General features: G+C 72.1%; 22 protein-coding genes. 8 read left to right on the top strand and 14 right to left on the bottom strand.

The window, feature by feature from the left end:
- Nucleotides 1-95 precede the first annotated feature (95 nt).
- The gene (gene crgA / locus EV383_RS00405; RefSeq protein WP_130288060.1) at nucleotides 96-350 is read left to right on the top strand and encodes a cell division protein CrgA; all 255 of its coding nucleotides are present in this window, start codon (nucleotides 96-98) and stop codon (nucleotides 348-350) included.
- 70 nt (nucleotides 351-420) lie between these two features.
- Nucleotides 421-867 (top strand): PH domain-containing protein, encoded by a 447-nt coding sequence (locus tag EV383_RS00400; protein WP_130288059.1) that lies wholly within the window; start codon nucleotides 421-423, stop codon nucleotides 865-867.
- An 83-nt stretch (nucleotides 868-950) separates the two neighbouring features.
- Here EV383_RS00400 and EV383_RS00395 read toward each other — a convergent pair whose 3' ends face one another.
- Nucleotides 951-1,835: a rhomboid family intramembrane serine protease gene (locus EV383_RS00395; protein WP_130288058.1), complete on the bottom strand. Its 885-nt coding sequence runs from the start codon at nucleotides 1,833-1,835 to the stop codon at nucleotides 951-953.
- A 32-nt stretch (nucleotides 1,836-1,867) separates the two neighbouring features.
- Complete coding sequence (locus tag EV383_RS00390) at nucleotides 1,868-2,413, bottom strand: peptidylprolyl isomerase (protein WP_130288057.1); 546 nt, start codon at nucleotides 2,411-2,413, stop codon at nucleotides 1,868-1,870.
- A 42-nt stretch (nucleotides 2,414-2,455) separates the two neighbouring features.
- Here EV383_RS00390 and EV383_RS00385 point away from each other — a divergent pair, with 42 nt between their 5' ends.
- Nucleotides 2,456-2,821, top strand: a complete 366-nt coding sequence (locus EV383_RS00385) for a hypothetical protein (protein ID WP_130288056.1) — start codon at nucleotides 2,456-2,458, stop codon at nucleotides 2,819-2,821.
- A gap of 3 nt (nucleotides 2,822-2,824) precedes the next feature.
- On the opposite strand, the gene EV383_RS00380 is transcribed toward EV383_RS00385, so the two are convergent.
- Nucleotides 2,825-3,997 carry an alpha/beta hydrolase gene (locus EV383_RS00380; protein WP_130288055.1) on the bottom strand — a complete coding sequence of 391 codons (1,173 nt, stop codon included), beginning with the start codon at nucleotides 3,995-3,997 and terminating at the stop codon, nucleotides 2,825-2,827.
- 244 nt (nucleotides 3,998-4,241) lie between these two features.
- On the opposite strand from EV383_RS00380, the gene EV383_RS00375 reads away from it, so the two are divergent.
- Nucleotides 4,242-4,556, top strand: coding sequence for a hypothetical protein (locus EV383_RS00375; RefSeq protein WP_130288054.1), 315 nt, complete (start codon nucleotides 4,242-4,244; stop codon nucleotides 4,554-4,556).
- Nucleotides 4,557-4,635: 79 nt separating this feature from the next.
- Here the strand turns inward: EV383_RS00375 and EV383_RS00370 are convergent, their stop codons facing one another.
- The 10 genes from EV383_RS00370 to EV383_RS00325 form a co-directional block, all read right to left on the bottom strand.
- Nucleotides 4,636-5,181 carry a GNAT family N-acetyltransferase gene (locus EV383_RS00370; protein WP_165438182.1) on the bottom strand — a complete coding sequence of 182 codons (546 nt, stop codon included), beginning with the start codon at nucleotides 5,179-5,181 and terminating at the stop codon, nucleotides 4,636-4,638.
- A 75-nt stretch (nucleotides 5,182-5,256) separates the two neighbouring features.
- Entirely contained in the window at nucleotides 5,257-5,838 is a 582-nt protein-coding gene (locus EV383_RS00365) for an NADPH-dependent FMN reductase (protein WP_130288052.1), read from the bottom strand.
- 29 nt (nucleotides 5,839-5,867) lie between these two features.
- The gene (locus tag EV383_RS00360) at nucleotides 5,868-6,626 is read right to left on the bottom strand and encodes a dihydrofolate reductase family protein (protein ID WP_130288051.1); all 759 of its coding nucleotides are present in this window, start codon (nucleotides 6,624-6,626) and stop codon (nucleotides 5,868-5,870) included.
- Nucleotides 6,623-7,489 (bottom strand): dihydropteroate synthase, encoded by an 867-nt coding sequence (gene folP / locus EV383_RS00355; protein ID WP_130288050.1) that lies wholly within the window; start codon nucleotides 7,487-7,489, stop codon nucleotides 6,623-6,625. The genes EV383_RS00360 and folP overlap by 4 nt, the downstream gene beginning before the upstream one ends.
- Before the next feature lie 126 nt (nucleotides 7,490-7,615).
- Complete coding sequence (locus EV383_RS00350) at nucleotides 7,616-8,608, bottom strand: esterase/lipase family protein (RefSeq protein ID WP_207223385.1); 993 nt, start codon at nucleotides 8,606-8,608, stop codon at nucleotides 7,616-7,618.
- Nucleotides 8,609-8,764: 156 nt separating this feature from the next.
- A complete protein-coding gene (locus EV383_RS00345) occupies nucleotides 8,765-9,502 on the bottom strand; it encodes a BPL-N domain-containing protein (RefSeq protein WP_130288049.1) in 738 nt (245 codons plus the stop codon).
- 306 nt (nucleotides 9,503-9,808) lie between these two features.
- Complete coding sequence (locus EV383_RS00340) at nucleotides 9,809-10,954, bottom strand: RNA polymerase sigma factor (RefSeq protein ID WP_130288048.1); 1,146 nt, start codon at nucleotides 10,952-10,954, stop codon at nucleotides 9,809-9,811.
- A 13-nt stretch (nucleotides 10,955-10,967) separates the two neighbouring features.
- Complete coding sequence (locus EV383_RS00335) at nucleotides 10,968-11,372, bottom strand: YciI family protein (RefSeq protein WP_130288047.1); 405 nt, start codon at nucleotides 11,370-11,372, stop codon at nucleotides 10,968-10,970.
- Nucleotides 11,373-11,498: 126 nt separating this feature from the next.
- The gene (locus tag EV383_RS00330; protein WP_130288046.1) at nucleotides 11,499-12,707 is read right to left on the bottom strand and encodes an acyl-CoA dehydrogenase family protein; all 1,209 of its coding nucleotides are present in this window, start codon (nucleotides 12,705-12,707) and stop codon (nucleotides 11,499-11,501) included.
- Nucleotides 12,708-12,722: 15 nt separating this feature from the next.
- Nucleotides 12,723-13,253 (bottom strand): SCP2 sterol-binding domain-containing protein, encoded by a 531-nt coding sequence (locus EV383_RS00325; RefSeq protein WP_130288045.1) that lies wholly within the window; start codon nucleotides 13,251-13,253, stop codon nucleotides 12,723-12,725.
- A gap of 91 nt (nucleotides 13,254-13,344) precedes the next feature.
- Here EV383_RS00325 and EV383_RS00320 point away from each other — a divergent pair, with 91 nt between their 5' ends.
- The 4 genes from EV383_RS00320 to EV383_RS00305 all read left to right on the top strand — a co-directional run bounded on the left by EV383_RS00320 (nucleotide 13,345) and on the right by EV383_RS00305 (nucleotide 16,496).
- The gene (locus tag EV383_RS00320) at nucleotides 13,345-13,974 is read left to right on the top strand and encodes a TetR/AcrR family transcriptional regulator (protein WP_130288044.1); all 630 of its coding nucleotides are present in this window, start codon (nucleotides 13,345-13,347) and stop codon (nucleotides 13,972-13,974) included.
- Nucleotides 13,975-14,092: 118 nt separating this feature from the next.
- Entirely contained in the window at nucleotides 14,093-14,590 is a 498-nt protein-coding gene (locus EV383_RS00315) for a GyrI-like domain-containing protein (protein ID WP_130288043.1), read from the top strand.
- 119 nt (nucleotides 14,591-14,709) lie between these two features.
- Entirely contained in the window at nucleotides 14,710-16,086 is a 1,377-nt protein-coding gene (locus EV383_RS00310; RefSeq protein ID WP_130288042.1) for an NAD-dependent succinate-semialdehyde dehydrogenase, read from the top strand.
- Between the two features lie 2 nt (nucleotides 16,087-16,088).
- On the top strand, nucleotides 16,089-16,496 hold the full coding sequence (locus EV383_RS00305) for a VOC family protein (protein WP_130288041.1): 408 nt from the start codon (nucleotides 16,089-16,091) through the stop codon (nucleotides 16,494-16,496).
- An 83-nt stretch (nucleotides 16,497-16,579) separates the two neighbouring features.
- Here EV383_RS00305 and EV383_RS00300 read toward each other — a convergent pair whose 3' ends face one another.
- Nucleotides 16,580-17,656 (bottom strand): catalase family protein, encoded by a 1,077-nt coding sequence (locus tag EV383_RS00300; protein WP_130288040.1) that lies wholly within the window; start codon nucleotides 17,654-17,656, stop codon nucleotides 16,580-16,582.
- Nucleotides 17,657-17,666: the final 10 nt, after the last annotated feature.

The following is a 17,666-nucleotide window of genomic DNA, read 5'->3' as shown; positions in this document are numbered from 1 at the left end:
GCAACCGTGCCCGGAGCACCCCGTCGGGGTGCACGGTCCGGTCGTCGCGGGCCGGGAGCGCGCCGTAGACGACCCCGCACCGATGAGGTCCACCCATGCCGAAGTCCAAGGTCCGCAAGCAGGCCGTGTACACGCCGCCGCCCAGCCGCACCCCGGTGAAGGTGGCCGGTCCCACCCACCCGGCCTACATCGCCGTGATGGTCGCGATGTGGATCCTGGGCCTCGCCTGGCTCGTCGTGAACTACCTGGCGCCGTCGATCCCGTTCATGGCCGCACTGGGGAACCTGAACTTCCTGATCGGGTTCTCACTCATTGTAATCGGACTCCTGATGACCATGCGGTGGCGTTGAGCTGCGGAAACACAGCATTGTGGTTCATCCCCACTGTGGATGAAGCCTGTGGATAACTTCGGTGATCACGATGGGTGATCATGATCGGGCCGTCTCGTGGTCCACGCCGACCGGTCTGGTCGTGATGGCGTGGGTGCTGGCAGGGGCCGCCGCCGTGTGGCTCGTGCTGCTCCTGCTGACCGGTTCCGACCGTCCGGGGCAGCTGATCGCGGCCGTCGCGGCGGCCGGCCTCGGGACCGCGGCCGCCTCCGGGACGAAGGCCCGCCCGCGCCTGGCCGCCGGCCCGGACGGTCTCGTCGTGCGCCGGCTGAGCTGGACCCTGGACGTCGGGTGGGGGCGGGTCGACAACGTGCGCGTGCTGCGCCAGCGCCGTTTCGGGCGCGAGTCGTCGCTGCTGGAGCTCGAGCTCCGCGAGCCCGACGGCGCCGAGCGCCTGGTGATCCTCGGCCGCCTGGAGCTGGGCGAGGACCCCGAGGAGGTCGCCGAGGTCCTGGAGACGTACCGGACCCCGCGCTGACCTGACGAGAAGGCCCGGGGGGAACCCTCAGGACCTTCTCGTGAGCGAGGGGACCCCCGGGGGGACGACCCCGGGGGTGCCCGTCACAGGGTCAGGCTGACGCCGATCGCGAGCAGGACCACCACGGCGATCCCGGCGACGGCCGCGACCTGCACCGAACGGTTCTGCCGGTTCGGCAGGTAGACCAGCGCCGCGGTCGTCGCGGCACCCACGACGAGCCCGCCCAGGTGCGCGGTGATCGAGATCCCGGGGATCGCGAAGCTGAGCACGACGTTGATCGCGATGACGCCGATCGCCTGCCCGGCCGGCAGCTTCAGCCGGTAGAGCAGCACGGCGAGGGCGCCCATCAGGCCGAACACGGCCCCGGAGGCGCCCGCGGTCTGGGTCCCCGCGTTCGAGAACAGCATCACCGCGGCGGAACCGCCGAGCAGCGACACCAGGTACACGGCGAGCAGCCGCCAGCGGCCCAGCACGGTCTCGACCTCACGGCCGATGACCCACATCGCGAACATGTTGAACGCCAGGTGCAGCAGGCCGAAGTGCAGGAACCCCGACGTGACGAGCCGCCACCACTCGCCGCCCGCGACGTCCACGGGCACCAGCGAGGTCTCCCGGAACAGCACCGAGGCGTAGTTGTCCGAGATGCTCCCGGCCGCGACCACGGTGAGAGCGAAGATCGCGACGTTGATCCCGATCAGGATCGGGACCATCACCGGCTTGCCGGGCCGGCTCGCGCCGGCGACGGTGCGCCAGCGCGGGGTCGACGCCGCGGCCTGCGAGACGCAGTCCACGCAGTGCTGGCCGACGGAGGCGTCGCGCAGGCAGTCCGGACACGCCGGACGCCCGCACCGGGTGCACTGCAGCCGGGTCGGGCGGTCGGGGTGCCGGGCACAGACCATCGCCCCCGCGTCGGGGGGTGGGTACGGGCCGGGCGGTACCTGGCCCGGCGGACCGGCGGGGCCGGTCATCGCCGGGACCTCGGCACCGGACGCGTCATGAGTCAGTTCTGCTCGACGTCGATGTGCTGGATGACCTGGTCGGTCAGCGGGCGGTCCGCCTGGCCGGTGGTCGTGCCCCCGATCTGGTCCACGACGGCGCGCGACTCGGCGTCGGCGACCTCACCGAAGATGGTGTGCTTGCGGTTGAGGTGCGGGGTCGGGCCGAGGGTGATGAAGAACTGCGAGCCGTTCGTGCCGGGCCCGGCGTTCGCCATCGCGAGCAGGTACGGGCGGTCGAACTTGAGCTCGGGGTGGAACTCGTCGGCGAACTGGTAGCCGGGGCCACCGCGCCCGGTGCCGGTCGGGTCCCCGCCCTGGATCATGAACCCGCTGATCACACGGTGGAAGATCGAGCTGTCGTAGAACGGGCCGGAGTCGCCGCCGCTGGCGTTGGGGCCCTTGTAGTCCTTGGACCCGTCCGCGAGGCCGACGAAGTTCGCAACCGTCTTCGGTGCGTGGTCCGGGAACAGGTTGATCCGGATGTCCCCTTCGGAGGTGCGCAGGGTGGCGGTCGTCTTCGCGTTTCCTGGTTCGGTCACGGATACCATCGTGCCAGCACACGGACGTCCACGCGGGAAGCAGGTCGCACGATGAACGACAGCCGGACTTGGAAGCGCGCCCGGAACGACGCCGGTACGGCCGTCGGGGACTTCGGTGAGGCCGCGTCGATCCTCGCCTCGAACGTCGTCTCCTCCGTCGCCTCGAACGCCTCCGACACCCTCGACGACGCCCGGACCTCGCTGGCCCGGGCCATCGACCCGTCCCCGATCACGCGCCGCTGGCCGTGGCTGGTGGCCCTGGCCGTGCTGACCGCGCTGTCGGCGTGGGGCTGGTCGCTGGTGCTGCGCCAGGAGAAGACCGTCGACCCGGGCACCCCGCCGCCCACCACGGCCCCGACCGAGGACGCGCTGTTCGGCAAGCCGGTCGGCAAGAGCGCGCTGCGCTCGGACAGCTGATCCCTAGGTGGGCCTCAGGGTCTCCCGCAGGAAGCCGCTGACGGCATCCTCGTAGACCTGCGGGTCGGCGTTCCAGCTGCCGGTGTGCTCGACGCCGGCGACCTCGAGATAGCACACCGGCCAGTCCAGGCCGGGCGCCGCCGCGGCGAGCGCGCGGCTGACCGACGCCGGGACCGCGGAGTCGGCGTCGCTGTGCACCAGCAGCGTCGGCGGCCGCACCGCCGGGGGACGCCGCGCCAGGTCGAACCGGTCGAAGTCGATCCCGATCCGGCGGCTGGTGAACCGCGACGCCAGCCCGGCCAGCGGCGGGGGCAGGTAGCGGTTCGCCGCCTGCCGGCGCAGGGTCGCGCGCCAGTCGAGCAGCGGCGCGTCCCAGACCACCGCGGCGACGTGCGACGCCCGCGGTGACCGGTCCAGGAACGCCCCGCTCACCGCGGCACCCATCGACCACGCGACGAGCACGATCTTCTCCGCGCCGCGGTCCAGGGCGTACCCGACGGCGGCGTCGAGGTCCTCCCACTCGGTGTCGCCGAGGTGGTAGCGCCCGTCCGGGCCCTGCGGGGCGCTGCCGTCGTTGCGGTAGCTGATCACGAGCTGGTGCAGGCCGAGCTCGTGCAGCGCGGGCAGGATCCGCAACGCCTCCCGGCGGGACCCGCCGCGTCCGTGCACGTGGATCGCCCAGACCCCGCCCCGCCCGCGTCCCCGGACGCCGTCCGGGGGCGGGACGTCCCACGCCGGGGCCGGGCCGAGCGGGGTGTCCACCACGACCTCGGTGAAGCCGAGCCCGCGGGCGGCGGGGTCCGGGTCGAACGGTCCGGCGTCGATCACGGCGGGGCCGACGGGCGGTCGCGGCCCGTCGAGCCGTTGCCGCACCACCCGGTCCCGGTCGCGCTCCAGCACCGGCCCGAGCACGGCCAGGCCCCCGCCCGGGCCCCCGGCGAGGCCGTCCCAGCGCAGCCCCCAGACACCGGGCTGGGCGCACAGACGGCTACGGGAGAGCACCACCGACCCGACGGTGGTGGCCAGCACCCGCTCCGGGAAGCCGGTCCGTGACCGCGGGTCGAGCAGCACCGAGGAGTAGTGCCATCCGATCCCCAGGGCCGCTCCCGCCACCGTCCCGGTGACGGCGACCGCGGACGCGGTGCGGCGCAGGGCGACGGCCCCGGTCGAGGACATGTGCACCCTCCCATCCTCCCCGCGCGCCGCCCGGATGCCGCGACCTTGAGTGACCCCTTCGGGTGAAAGCAGCGACAGCCACCGAGGTTCTCACTCTATCGAGTGAAGATCGATCGACGGGTGTCTCGCACCGAAACCGGGTCGGGGCGGTCTCGTTGGGCCATCAGGGGTTCGCCCCCGCACGCTCCCCGTGCATGCTCCCCAGCGCACACCCCCGGTGCACCTGCTTCGAAAGGCTCTACGCATGGACTCGTTCGCCCGGAACGCTCTCCGCCTGACGCTCGCCGGTGCCGGCGTCGTCGTGCTGGGAGCCGGCTTCATCGGTCAGGCCTCCGCCGCCGAGCTGCCCGACGCGCCGAGCGCCCCCGAGGCCCCCGACACCTCGCTGCCGGCCGACCAGGACCTCCCGCTCGAGGCCGCCGACGACGTGACGACCGACGTCGGGACCCCGCTGTCGACGTCCGCGGACTCGGCGCCCACCTCCGACGTGCTGTTCGACGACCTCCCCCCGCTGGAGATCCCGGGCGTGATGTACATCGAGGCCCCGACCGTCAGCTGAGCTCCGCTCCCCCGGCCGCGGCCGTCCACGCATCGACGCGTGGGCGGCCGTGGTGCGTCCGGGGCCGTGTACCGGGCTCTCAGTACCTCGGCCGGAGCCCCGGCGGCCGGCGGACGACGAGCTCGTAGCGGTCGAAGTCGTCCTCGTCGTCGGCGACGTGGGTGAGGAACCGGAAGCCCGCCCGCAGCGCGACACGTGAGGACGCGGTGTTGGCCGGGTCGACGTCGATCAGGATCCGGTCGATGTCGCCGCGCTCGGACAGGTAGCGGCAGGCCAGCAGCACGGCCCGGGTCGCCAGCCCGCGTCGCCGGAACTGCGGGTAGATCCCGTAGGCGAGGTTCGCGCGTCGTGAGCCGGGATGCGGGTCCTGGTCGGCGTCGATCGTGCCCGCCAGCGTCGCACCGCGGTCGAGCCGGATCCCGAAGCTGAGCTTCGGCCCGTCGGCGACCCAGCGCTCGATCGACCGGCGGACGTGCGCCTGCACGGTGGCCCGGGTGCCGGTACCGCCGTGCAGCCACCGGACCAGCTCGGCGTCCTCGCCGGCCAGGTGCGGCTCGATGTCCTGCCACCGCAGAGGACTGATCACGACCACGCCGTCGGTCAGCGTGTTCGCGGGCAGAGGCACCACTGCATCTTGCAGCACGGCGGGCCCGCCACGATCACCGAGTCCGGTGACTCGATGATCACCCGCGGTGAGTGGCTATCCGGCCCGCAGCGTCCGCAGGACCGGAGCGACGCGGGCCAGCTCGTCGAGCATCGCCTTCGCACCAGCGGTGATCTCGTCGTTCGGCTCGAACGTCCGGTCGTCGCCCTCGCCACGCACGAACTGCTTCGCGAACGGGACGATCACGCCCGGCAGCCGGGTCATCCGCAGCGCGGCCAGGACCGGCTCCAGCGCCGTGGTCGCCCGGGTGCCGCCGGCGACGCCGCCGTAGCTGGCCAGCCCGACCGGCTTGTGCGCCCACTCCAGGCTCAGGTGGTCGATCGCGTTCTTCGTCGCGGCGTTGACGCTGTGGTTGTACTCGGGGACGACGAACACGAACGCGTCGGCGCGGTCGACCGTCGCGGCCCAGCGCTTCGTGTGCTCGTGGGTGTACTGCTGCAGGCGCGGGTGGTGCGGCTCGTCGAACAGCGGCAGCGCGACCTCGGCCAGGTCGACCAGCTCGACGTCGAACGCGCCGTGTTCCTGGGCCGCCCCCGAGATCCAGCGTCCGAGCGGCAGTCCCACCCGGCCGGGCCGGGTGCTCCCGATGATCACCTGCAGAACCGGGCGGTCTGACATGTATTCCTCCTGCTCGTACGGGGTTGTCGTCAGTGCGACGACGAGTCGCGGACGCGGTAGCGCATCAGCAGCGTGTCGTCGTCGGTGATCACGGAGACCAGCTCGAGCCGCGCCGGGTCCATCCCGGCGCCGCGGGCGATCCGGCCGGCCTCACCGGAGACCAGGAACGGCGCCAGCGTCAGCCGCAGCTCGTCCACGAGACCGGCCTCGGCCAGGCTGCCGAACAGCGCCGGGCCGCCCATGCAGTTGATCCGGTGCAGCCCGCGCCGCGACAGCTCGGCCACGACCCGGGCGAGATCCACCTCGTCGTCACCGGTCAGGACGACCTCGGCGCCGGCGGCGGTCCAGTCCTCGCGCAGCCCGAGCGGCACCGAGGAGCAGGTGAACACCAGCGTCGGGACCAGGGTGTCGGTGAGCACCGGGGAGTCGGCGGCCAGGGACTTCCCGGACGAGGTGACGACGGCGGTCACCGGGACCTCGCGCAGCCCGTACCGCTCGCGGCGACGGGCGGCGCGCTCGTCCGGCTTGACGCCGGTGAACCCCTCGGCGGTCGCGGTGCCGGCGGCGACGAGCACGACGTCGGCGAGGTCGGTGCCCAGATCGAGCACCTCCCGGTCCGGCGGCGTGCCCAGACCGGCGGACCCGCCGTCGACACTGACCGCACCGTCCGCACTGGACACGAAGTTCACGGCGAGACGGGTGCGGTCGTCGGGGTAGCGGTAGAGCTCCTCGAGCTGTTCCGGGCCCAGGGGCCCCGCCGACGCCGAGGGAAAGATCTGATGGATCACGCCAGAAGTCTCACCGCTCGCGCCGGGTTCCGCTCGCCACGGACGATCGCCACCATCTCGCAGGTCTGCCGGGTGGCGGCGACCTGGTGCGCCCGAACCATCGCCACCCCGCGGTCGACGGCCAGCGCGGTCGCCGCGAGGGTCCCCGTCACCCGCTCCCCCAGCGGCGCGTCCAGCGACTCCCCGACGACGGTCTTGTTCGACATCGCCAGCAGCACCGGCCAGCCGGTCGCGACCATCCGGTCCACCTCGCGCAGCACGGCGAGGCTGTGCAGCGTGTTCTTCGAGAAGTCGATCGCCGGGTCGATCATGATTCCCTCGCGGGGGACCCCGGCGGCGACGGCCTTCTCCGCCAGCGCGGTGGTCTGCTCCAGCACCGAGGCGACGACGTCGTCGTAGAACGGGCGGTGCGGCTCGGTGCGCGGGGTGACGTTGTCGGTGTGCGCGCTGATGTAGCCGGCGCCCCAGCGCGCGGCGACGTCGAGGATGCCCGGGTCGGCGGCCGCCCAGTTGTCGTTGACGAGATCGGCCCCGGCCGCGCAGACGGCGTCGGCGGGCGCGGCACGGAACGTGTCGACGCTGATCACCACGTCCGGGAACTGCTTGCGCACCCACTCCACGGTGGGCACCACCCGGTCGATCTCGTCCTGCTCGGTGACCTCCGAGCCGGGGCTCGCGGGCACCCCGCCGATGTCGATCACGTCGGCGCCCTCGCGGACCGCGGCGGTGACGGCGTCGCGAGCGGCCTGCTCGGCGAACGTCGCGCCGTTGTCGTAGAACGAGTCCGGCGTCCGGTTCACGATCGCCATCACCATGGCTCGGTCACGGGTCCAGGTGCGGCCGCGGAACGTCAGGCTCGGCACGACGGGGTCCTCCTCGCAGCACGGAACGCAGGCCGCGGGGCCGGCCCGGACCGGGCGCGCTGTGATCGCCCGGCTCGTCCATCCTGGCCCGGGAACCCGCGCGGGCGCTCGTCGGCCCGGACGTGATCAGCCGCGGGCGTACTCGCGCAGCTCCGGCTCGGCGTTCACCAGCGGGTGGGTCGCGATGGCCGTGCCGACCTGACCGAGGTAGCGGGCCTCGTTCACCGGCAGAGCGACCGGGTCGACACCGGGCATCAGCGCCGCCGCGCACACCGAGCGGTCGATCCGGGACGCGTCGGCCGGCCCCTCGTGGTCCAGGGCGTCGACGACGACGGCGTACCCGACCGGGTCGGTGGACCCCATCGTCAGGTGCTCGGAGACGTGCACCGGGCAGATGTCCTGCACCGCGATGTCGGAGATCGCCCCGTCGCCGGTGCGCAGCTCGGAGCTCGGCTCCGGCGGCAGGTTCGGGAACACGACCTCGTCGGTGTAGGTGTAGACGACCGAGTAGTCGATCCCGGCGAACGTCTCGCCCCCGTCATTGAGCGCGGTCAGGAAGTCCGAGTCGGTCTGCTGCTGCCAGAACGCGGGGGCGCAGCCGGGCGCGCAGACCGGGTGGGCGTCGAGCGTGCCGTGGTTCGACGGGTCGATGCCGACGACGTCGCGCACCGCCTCGCGGGTGTCGGGCCAGTACTTCAACGACCAGCGCGGCACCATCCCGCCCTGGCTGAACCCGACGACGTCGATCGTCCGGCCGGCCTCGTCGTGCATCGTGCGGATCGCGTGGGTGACGTACTCGCCGGCGACCTGGATGTCGTCGAGGGCGTTGCCGGGCAGCTCGACCCAGCAGTAGGCCTGGCCGCGGGCCGCGAGGGCGGGCCCGTAGTTCCAGTCGTAGTTGACGTCCGGGGTCAGCGTCGAGCCCGGCACGAGCAGCACCGGGGAACGCTCACCGGAGGTGAGGTCACCATGGCAGGTGAGGCTCTTCTCCAGGTCCGCGGCCGGGACGCTCAGCTCCGGGCCGGACTCGTCGGCGTGGGCCACCGCGCCGGTCCCCACCGCGGCGAGCGCGCAGACGACCGTCGTCGCCAGAACCGCCACGACCCTGCGAACGGACATCCTCGTCCCGCCTCTCCCCGATTCCCACCGACGTGAGGAGAACGATCTTCGAGGAGGCAGGGGTACGTGCCGCGGCCCGTTCGTGACCGGTCCCTCGACGGGGGACCGGCCGACGTTCCACGTGAAACCTTCACACGGATCGGTGACGGTCCCCGGTCAGCCCGTGACGGTCGTCGACACCAGGTCCTGGGCGAGATCGCGGTTGTCGACGAACCCGCCACCGGAGAACCAGTACTCGTTCGCCTCGGGGTGGGTGCCGACCAGGCCGATGCGGCCCTTGCCGACGTTCTGCACCAGCGCGGCGGGCAGGCCGTTGGTGTAGCGGGCCAGCACCTCGGCCGTGCTGTTCGCGGGCAGCCGGAAGGCCGCTCCGTCCTGGAAGTACAGCTCCCGCTTCGCGCCCCGCCAGTCCACGGTGACCGTGGTCTGCGAGCTGTCGCCGACGGTGGCGCCCTCGGTGCCGGTGTACGGGACCGGCGCGCCGTCGAGGAGACCGAAGCCCGGTTCGGACCCGGCCAGGTAGGCGCCGAGGCAGAAGCCGAGGTACGCGCCGCCCGCCTCGACGAACTTCGTCACGGCGGGACCGTGCTTCTGCAGGACCGGCCATGCCTCGTCGACGGTGCCCCCGCCGGGCTGCACGTACACCGCGGCGCCGGACAGCGCCGACTCCGACAGGTCGGTGTCCTCGCCGGGACCGACGAACGCCGTCCGGAACTTCAGCGGCGACTCCCGCAGCAACGCCTCCAGCGTCTCGGGCGAGCCCTCGCTGGTCACCGACTCTCCGCGGTAGATCAGGGCCAGCGGTCCGTCCTCGGCCGCCGTCGCCACCTCGCGGGTGACCAGGCCGGCCGCCACCGTCAGTGCGCTGATGGTCAGAAACCGTCTGCGGTCCATGCGTCCTCGACTCTCGTTCGCGGGGGCACCCGGCGGCGCCGACGTCGAGGGGGAGCTCACGTCGGACGGACACGGCCACGCCCTGGCTCCGTCCGCCACCCCTTGTTCGGGACGGTCCGGACGAACGGGCGGACACGATGTCGCCTGCCGGGTCGAACGGCCCGACTCTGACACGACCGTCACCCGGAAGGGGACGAATCGGCGATCACCGCATGTCCGGCGGTGGGTCCCACGCTGCGGACGGCGACGGTGCTGCGGACGGCTCGGCCGGTCGGACCACGATCCGTGCGCTGATCGCGGGAACGATCAGCCGAGAGCCTGACCGATCCGCGCGGCCTCCCGGGTGAGGTGGTGACGCTCGGCGAGGGTGGGTGCGGTCCGCGCGGCCTCGGCGTAGAGCCGTGCCGCGGCCGTGAGGTCGCCCGCCTTCTCGTGCAGGTGCGCCGACGCGGCGGTGTGGCGGGGCAGGCCAGGGTCCACCGTCGCCAGGGCCGCGAGCCCGGCCGCGGCGCCGTCGGCCTCCCCGACCGCGACGGCCCGGTTCAGCGCCACGACCGGGCTCCCGGTGAGCCGCAGCAGCTCGTCGTACCAGCCGACGATCTGGGTCCAGTCGGTCTCCTCGGCACGCGGCGCGTCCGCGTGCAGGGCGGCGACGGCGGCCTGCGCCTGGAACTCGCCGAGCCGGTCACGGGCCAGCGCGGCCTGCAGGACCTCGACCCCCTCGGCGATGAGCGCGGTGTCCCAGAGGGAGCGGTCCTGCTCGTTCAGCAGGACCGGGCTGCCGTCGGGCCGGGTCCGCGCCGGACGGCGGGCGTGGTGCAGCAGCATCAGCGCGAGCAGCCCCGCGGTCTCCTCCCCGTCGTCGACCGCCGCCAGCTGCCGGGTGAGCCGGATGGCCTCGGAGGCCAGGTCGACGTCGCCGGTGTAGCCCTCGTTGAACACCAGGTAGAGCACCCGGCGCACGGTCGCCGGGTCGCCGGCCTCGGTGAACCGGACGTCGGAGACCGTGCGCTTGGCCCGGCTGATCCGCTGCGCCATCGTCGCCTCGGGCACCAGGTAGGCCGCGGCGATCTGCCGGGTGCTCAGGCCGCCGACGGCCCGCAGCGTCAGGGCCACCGCGGACGCCGGCGTCAGTGACGGGTGGGCGCAGAGGAAGAACAGCGCCAACGTGTCGTCGGCGGACTCGGCCGGTCCGGGCGCCGGCTCGACCTCGACCCGCTCCTCCCGGTCCCGGCGCGCCGCCTCGGAGCGGCGGGCGTCGAGGAACTTACGCCACGCGACCGTGACCAGCCAGCCCTTCGGGTCGTCGGGCTGCCCGTCCGGCCAGCTCAGCGAGGCCTGGACGAGGGCCTCCTGCACGGCGTCCTCGGCCGTCGCGAAGTCGGCTCCGCGGCGGACGAGGACGCCGATCACCGCGGGGGTCAGCTCCCGCAGCAGCAGTTCGTCGAGCATCCGGCTGGTCCCGTCACTCGGCGACCGTCGGCGGGGCGGTCAGGAACGGACGCACCTCGAGCCACTCGTGGATCGGCTTCCCGCCGGCCCCGGGGGCCGCCGACAGCTCGCCGGCCAGCTCCAGCGCCCGGTCGTAGCTCTCGACGTCGATGATCATCCAGCCGGCGATCAGGTCCTTGGTCTCGGCGAAGGGCCCGTCGGTGACCGGCGGGCGGCCCTCCCCGTCGTAGCGGACGAACGTGCCCTCGGGCGAGAGCGCCTGCCCGTCGACGAACTCGCCGGTGCCCTCGAGCCGGGCGGCGAAGTCGTTCATGAACCGGATGTGGTCGTCGACCTCCTGCGGGGACCACTGGTCCATCGGGACGTCGTTGACCGGCGCCGGCGCGCCGCGGTAGTGCTTGAGCAGCAGGTACTTCATGGTCGTCCCCTCGGTCCGGTGCGGCCACCGTGGCCGCATCCGCACCGGGGACGAAGCCGCCACGCCGGTCTCGACATCCTCGACACGACTTCGTCGGGAAAGTTTTCGACCGGCGCGGCGGCGACCTCAGGCGATGTGCCGCCCGCTGATCGCCCGGGCGATGACGAGCTGCTGGATCTGCTCGGTGCCCTCGAAGATGTCGTAGATCTTCGAGTCCCGGTGCATGCGTTCCACCGGGTGCTCGCGGGAGAAGCCGGCGCCGCCCAGGATCTGGATCGCGCGCTCCGTCGACCACACCGCGACCCGTCCGGCCTTGAGCTTGGACATCGAGCCCTCGCCGGCCTCGAACGCGACGTTGTTGCGCCCCATCCAGGCCGCGCGCCACACCAGCAGGCGGGCCGCGTCGATCTCGGTCTTCATGTCGGCGAGGGTGAACGCGATCGACTGGTTGTCGATGATCGGGCGGCCGAACGTCGTCCGCTCCTTCGCGTACTCCAGCGCGTACTCGTAGGCGGCGCGGGCGATGCCGATCGCCTGGGCCCCGACGGTCGGGCGGGACAGCTCGAACGTCTGCATCGCGGCCGAACCCTTCGACCGCTCCCCGGATCGGGCGCGGGCCAGGCGCTCGTCGAGCTTGTCCTTGCCGCCGAGCAGGCAGTTGCCGGGCACGACGACGTCGTCGAGGAAGACGTCGGCGGTGTGCGAGGCGCGCAGCCCCATCTTCTTGATCTTGCGGGTGGACTCCAGGCCGGGCGTGCCGTGCGGGACGACGAACGCGGCCTGCCCCTTGGTGCCCAGCTCCGGGTCGACGACCGCCTGGACGACGTGCAGGTTCGCGATCCCACCGTTGGTCGCCCAGGCCTTCTGCCCGGACAGCGTCCACTGGTCGCGCGCCTCGTCGTAGACGGCGCGGGTGCGCATGGCCCCGACGTCGGACCCGGACTCGGGCTCCGAGGAGCAGAACGCGCCGACCTTCGGGTCCGCGGCGTCGCCGTAGCACTGCGGGATGAACTCGACCATCTGGTCCGGGGTGCCGGAGGCGAAGATACCGGCCACCGCCAGCGTCGTGCCGAAGATCGCCATCCCGATGCCGCCGTCACCCCAGAAGAGCTCCTCGTTCACCAGGGGCATCGACAGACCGGACTCGTCACCCCAGAACGACGCGAGGGTCTCGAAGCTGTAGAGCTCGATCTTCGCGGCCTCCTGCAGGATCGGCCACGGGGTCTCCTCCCGCTCGTCCCACTCGGCGGCGGCCGGGCGGACCACGTCGGCGGCGAACCCGTGCACCCATTCCCGCAGGTCGCGGTGCTCCTCGGACAGTTCGAAGGAGAACATCGTCGGTCCTTCTCGTCAGGCGGACGGGATCGTGAACATCTTCTGCAGGGCCGTCGCGAAACCGACGTCCCCCTCGACCTTGAGCTTGCGGGTCATGAACAACGTGACCGGGCTGGCGTTGTTCGTGACGACCTTGAGGAACTCGGTGCCCGGCATCGTCAGCGCGGTGCGGTACTCCTCGTCGGTGCCGTGGGTGACGGTGCAGGTGCCGTCGGCCAGCACGGTCTGGAAGCTGTCGAGCTCCTTGCCGTCCTTGATGTGCCAGTGCACGACCTGACGCTTCCCGCTCGCGCCCTGCGACGAGTAGAACTCGCTCATCCGGCCGAAGATCGCCTCCAGCACGTCCCGGCGCACGCTCGAGGACATGACCGTGGACAGCTGCGACTTCGACGCGCTCTTGACCAGCCGCGCGAACAGCGACGGGTCGACGTCGGCGGGGTCCCCGTCGCGCAACGCGACGGTCAGGGTCTCGATCAGCTGCTCGTCGGACAGCGACTTCGGGTCGACGCTGCGACCCAGTTCGTTGACGTCGACCGTGTCGGCCATCGCGGCATCCACCTCACCGTGGGGTATCCGGTACCGGCGGTACCGTTCCGATCTTGTGGCTACTTTACGCACGAGTAGATAAGATGCAAGAGTGACTCCCGCTCCGGCCCGCCGCCGTCTCCCGCCCGAGCAGCGGGAGCGCCAGGTGCTGGACGGGGCGGCCCGGGTGTTCGCCCGCAGCGGCTTCCACGACGCGTCGATGGACGACGTCGCCGACGAGGCCGGGGTCTCGAAGCCGATGGTCTACACCCACGGCGGCGGGTCGAAGGAGGAGCTGTTCGCCCGCTGCATCCGGCGCGAGGCGGAACGGCTGCTGACCTCGGTGTCCGGTGACCTCGGCAGCGCGGACCCGGAGACGCGGCTGTTCCGCGGGCTGCGCGCGTTCTTCACCACCGTCACCACGCACCGCGAGGGCTGGATGGTGCTCTACCGGCAGGCCCGCTCCGGCACGTTCGCCGGTGAGGTGTTCGACGCCCGCAGCCGGATCGTCACCCGCGTCGCGGAGCTGCTGGCCGACTCCGCGGTCGACCCGGCCGCCGCGCTCCCGGTGGCGTCGACGCTGGTGGGGGCCACGGAGGGGCTCGCCGACTGGTACTTCGACGGCGGCAGCGGGACGCCGGAGGACCTCGCGGCGCAGCTGATGACCGTCGTCTGGCCGGGCCTGGCCGCCCTGCGGGCGGGGCGGGCCTGGTCCCCGCCCGGCACCGGCCCCGGTTCATGATCGACGCCTGAGGAAGGATCCGGGCCGCCGGTGGCCCGGAGATGTCCACAGAAGTCGATCAGTGTCTCGGCCCACGCGCACACCGATGATTCCCGGCCATCCGCACGGTCGACACCTCATGCAGACGTTTCCGACACCGCAGATCGTCGAACGCACCGAGCAGTCCTACGTCGGGGTGACCCGCACGGTCACGATGACGACGATGGGCGAGATCGCCGACCGGATCCCGGTCCTGATCGGCCGGCTCGCCGAGCTCGGGGTCGCGCCGGCCGGGGCACCGTTCCTGCGTTACCTGCTGATCGACATGGACCGGTCGCTCACGGTGGAGGCCGGCGTGCCGGTGCTCGGCCCGGCTCCCCGGGACGAGCTGTGGCAGACGCGCGTCATCCCGGCCGGTCGGTACGCGACGCTGACCCACACCGGCCATCCGGACGAGCTGATCGCCGTCACCGACGGGCTGCTTGCCTGGGGTGAGGAGCACGGTCACCGGTGGGACGTGGAACGCAGGCCCGACGGGGACCGCTGGGGATGCCGGCTGGAGGCCTTCCACTCGAATCCGATGGAGGTCTCGATCGACGCCTGGGTCACCGAGCTGACCTTCCGGCTCGCCGACTGAGGTCCCCTGCCGTTTCGAGCGTCACGTTCTGGTCGAGCGATCGTCCCTTCCGTGACGCTCGATCGTTCGTGGCGGAGACCGTCACGTGTCCGCCGACGCCGAGCGGGTAGCCCGCTGTCATGGCAATCTCAACGACGAACCCCGCGACCGGCGAGGTCGTCCGGGAGTTCGACGAGCTCACCGACGACCAGATCGAGCAGAAGCTCCAGCGCGCGCACGACGCGTTCCAGGCCTACCGCGACACCACGTTCGCCCAGCGCTCCGGCTGGCTGCGCGCCGCCGCGGACATCCTCGACGCCGAGACCGACGAGTTCGCCCGTCTCGCCACCCTGGAGATGGGCAAGACGTTCGCCTCGGCGAAGGGCGAGGTGTCGAAGTGCGCGTACGGGCTGCGCTGGTACGCCGACAACGCCGAGCGCGCCCTGGCCGACGTGCCGTGGTCCCCGAAGAGCGCACCCGAGGGCGCGCGGGTGTTCACCCGGTTCCAGCCGCTCGGGCCGGTGCTGGCCGTCATGCCGTGGAACTTCCCGTACTGGCAGGTGTTCCGCTTCGCCGCCCCCGCGCTGATGGCCGGCAACGTCGGGCTGCTCAAGCACGCGTCGAACGTCCCGCAGGTCGCGACCGCGATCGAGGACGTGTTCACCCGCGCCGGGCTGCCCGAGGGCGCGTTCCAGACGCTGCTCGTCGGCTCGTCGAAGATCGAGGCGATGATCGACGACGACCGCGTCCGCGCCGTCACCCTGACCGGCAGCGAGCCGGCCGGGCGTGAGGTCGGCGCGCGCGCCGGGAAGAACGTCAAGGCCAGCGTGCTCGAGCTCGGCGGCAGCGACCCGTTCATCGTGATGCCCTCGGCCGACCTCGACGCCACGGTCGAGCAGGCCGTCACCTCGCGCCTGCTCAACAACGGCCAGTCCTGCATCAACGCGAAGCGCTTCATCGTGCACGCCGACGTCGTGGACGCGTTCACCGAGAAGATGGTCGCGTCGATGGAGGCCCTGACCGTCGGCGACCCGATGGACGACGGCACCGACGTCGGCCCGATGTCGCAGGCCCAGGGGGTCACCGACCTCGACAAGCAGGTGCGGGACAGCGTCGCCGCGGGCGCCCGGCTGCTCACCGGCGGCAAGCCCCTCGGCGGACCGGGAAACTTCTACCCGCCGTCGGTGCTGACCGACATCCCGGAGGACGCCCCCGCCTACCGCGAGGAGCTGTTCGGTCCGGTCGCGATGATCTTCCGTGCGAACGACGTCGACGACGCGATCCGGATCGCCAACGACTCCCCGTTCGGCCTGGGCGGCAGCGCCTGGACCACCGACGACGCGGAGAAGGAGCGCTTCGTCAACGAGGTCGAGACCGGAATGATGTACATCAACAAGTTCACCGAGTCGACGGCCGAGGTCCCGTTCGGCGGGGCGAAGAACTCCGGCTACGGGCGCGAGCTGGCCGACTTCGGGCCGCAGTCGTTCGTCAACGCGAAGACGGTGTGGATCCAGTGACCGTGACGTTCTCCGCCGTCGCGCACGTCGCGATCGTCGTGCGCGACATGGCGGCGAGCATCGCCTGGTACGAGCGGGTCCTGGGGTTCGAGCGCTCCGGCGAGGCCAAGGAGGGTCCGCCCGAGGCGGGCCACCCGCGGCAGTTGTTGAAGCACCCGGACAGCGGGTTCGTGCTCGGCATCCACGAGCCGCACCGGCGCTCCGACGACCTGTTCGACCCGTCGCGGACGGGTCTCGACCACGTCGCGGTCCACGTCTCCGAGCGGGCCGACCTCGACGCCTGGTCGGCGCGGTTCGACGAGCTCGGCGTCGAGCACTCCCCCGTCCGCGACGCCGGCTACGCCGAGTTCGTCTCGGTGTTCGACCCGGATCGGATCGCGTGGGAGCTGTGGTGGGCCAAGCCGTCCTGACCGCACACCCGTGACGAGAACCAGGCCCCGCCCGGGGGATCCGGCGGGGCCTGGTTCATACGTCCGTGTATCTGTACGAACGTCTAGAACGGCAGTTCGTCGACCGAGGTCATCTCCGTGCCGGTGGTCGCGTTGAGCGTGAAGCGTTGCTGCCCCATCACCTCGTAGGCGCGGCGGCGCAGGCGGTTCACCGATCCCAGCGGGCGGTGCGCCGGCAGGCCGTTCCACGGCCGGAACGCCAGCCGGTCGTCGGCGAACACGCGCCGGGCCGGGGAGTACGCGTCCTGCGGGGGCAGCCGCACGGTCGCCACGCTGCGGTAGGGGCTCTCGTCCTCCGGCCAGTACACGGCCGCGTCCTCGACGGGCATCGTCTCGGCGTTCGTGCGCAGCTGCACCCGGACGTCGAACACGGTCTCGCGATCGGTCGCCCAGCTCGCGAGCAGGTCGCGCAGGATGTGGTCCGGGTCGGCGTCGGTGACCGAGCGCTCGGACAGTGCCTCCTGCTCGGCCGTGCCCGGGTACACCGCGATCTTGGCGACGTAGTCGCCGTACCGGAACGCGGCCTGGGTGTAGTAGGCGTGCGCGAGCGGGTGGATGTTGGCCAGCCGGCCGAAGGCGGTCAGCTCCTCGGCGTCGTCGCGCTCACCGACGGCCTCGTCCATCCCCTCGAGGTCGTGGAAGTAGCGCTCCCGGATCTCGGCGAGCTCCATGAACTTCTTCGCCGTCCCCGGCGGCAGCACCGGCAGCGTGTTGAACAGGAGGTCCTGCACCGGCAGGTCCGGCGTCCGCGGATGCATCTTCTCACCGGGCACGTCGAGGACCTTGAGCGAGAACCCGCGCGCGTTGGCGGCGCGGTCGTCGTCGAGCTGGCCGGTCTCGGTCGCGATCCGGACCACGACGGGGTGCGTGCCCGGCGTCGCGAACAGGCCCTGGGCCAGCTCCGGCGGCAGGTCGTCGTGGATCTCGAGGGTCCCGCGCAGGATGCCGTGACTCTTGGCGTGCGTGGCGCGGTAGCCGTGACGGTGCTGGTCGAACGTCATCTCGTTGGTGCGGTGCATGGCGTCGATGCAGCGCTGGATGTGCTCGGCCTCGTGGGGCTGGATCTGCTCGACGTCGTCGCTGTACGGGATCGGTGCGGTGCGCGTCTGGTTCGTGCTCACCACCGCGGAT

The sequence above is a fragment of the Pseudonocardia sediminis genome (assembly GCF_004217185.1).
GTDB classification, from domain to species: domain Bacteria; phylum Actinomycetota; class Actinomycetes; order Mycobacteriales; family Pseudonocardiaceae; genus Pseudonocardia; species Pseudonocardia sediminis.
The sequence above is the reverse complement of the archived record's forward strand: the minus strand, read 5'-3'. Positions and strand labels throughout refer to the sequence as shown.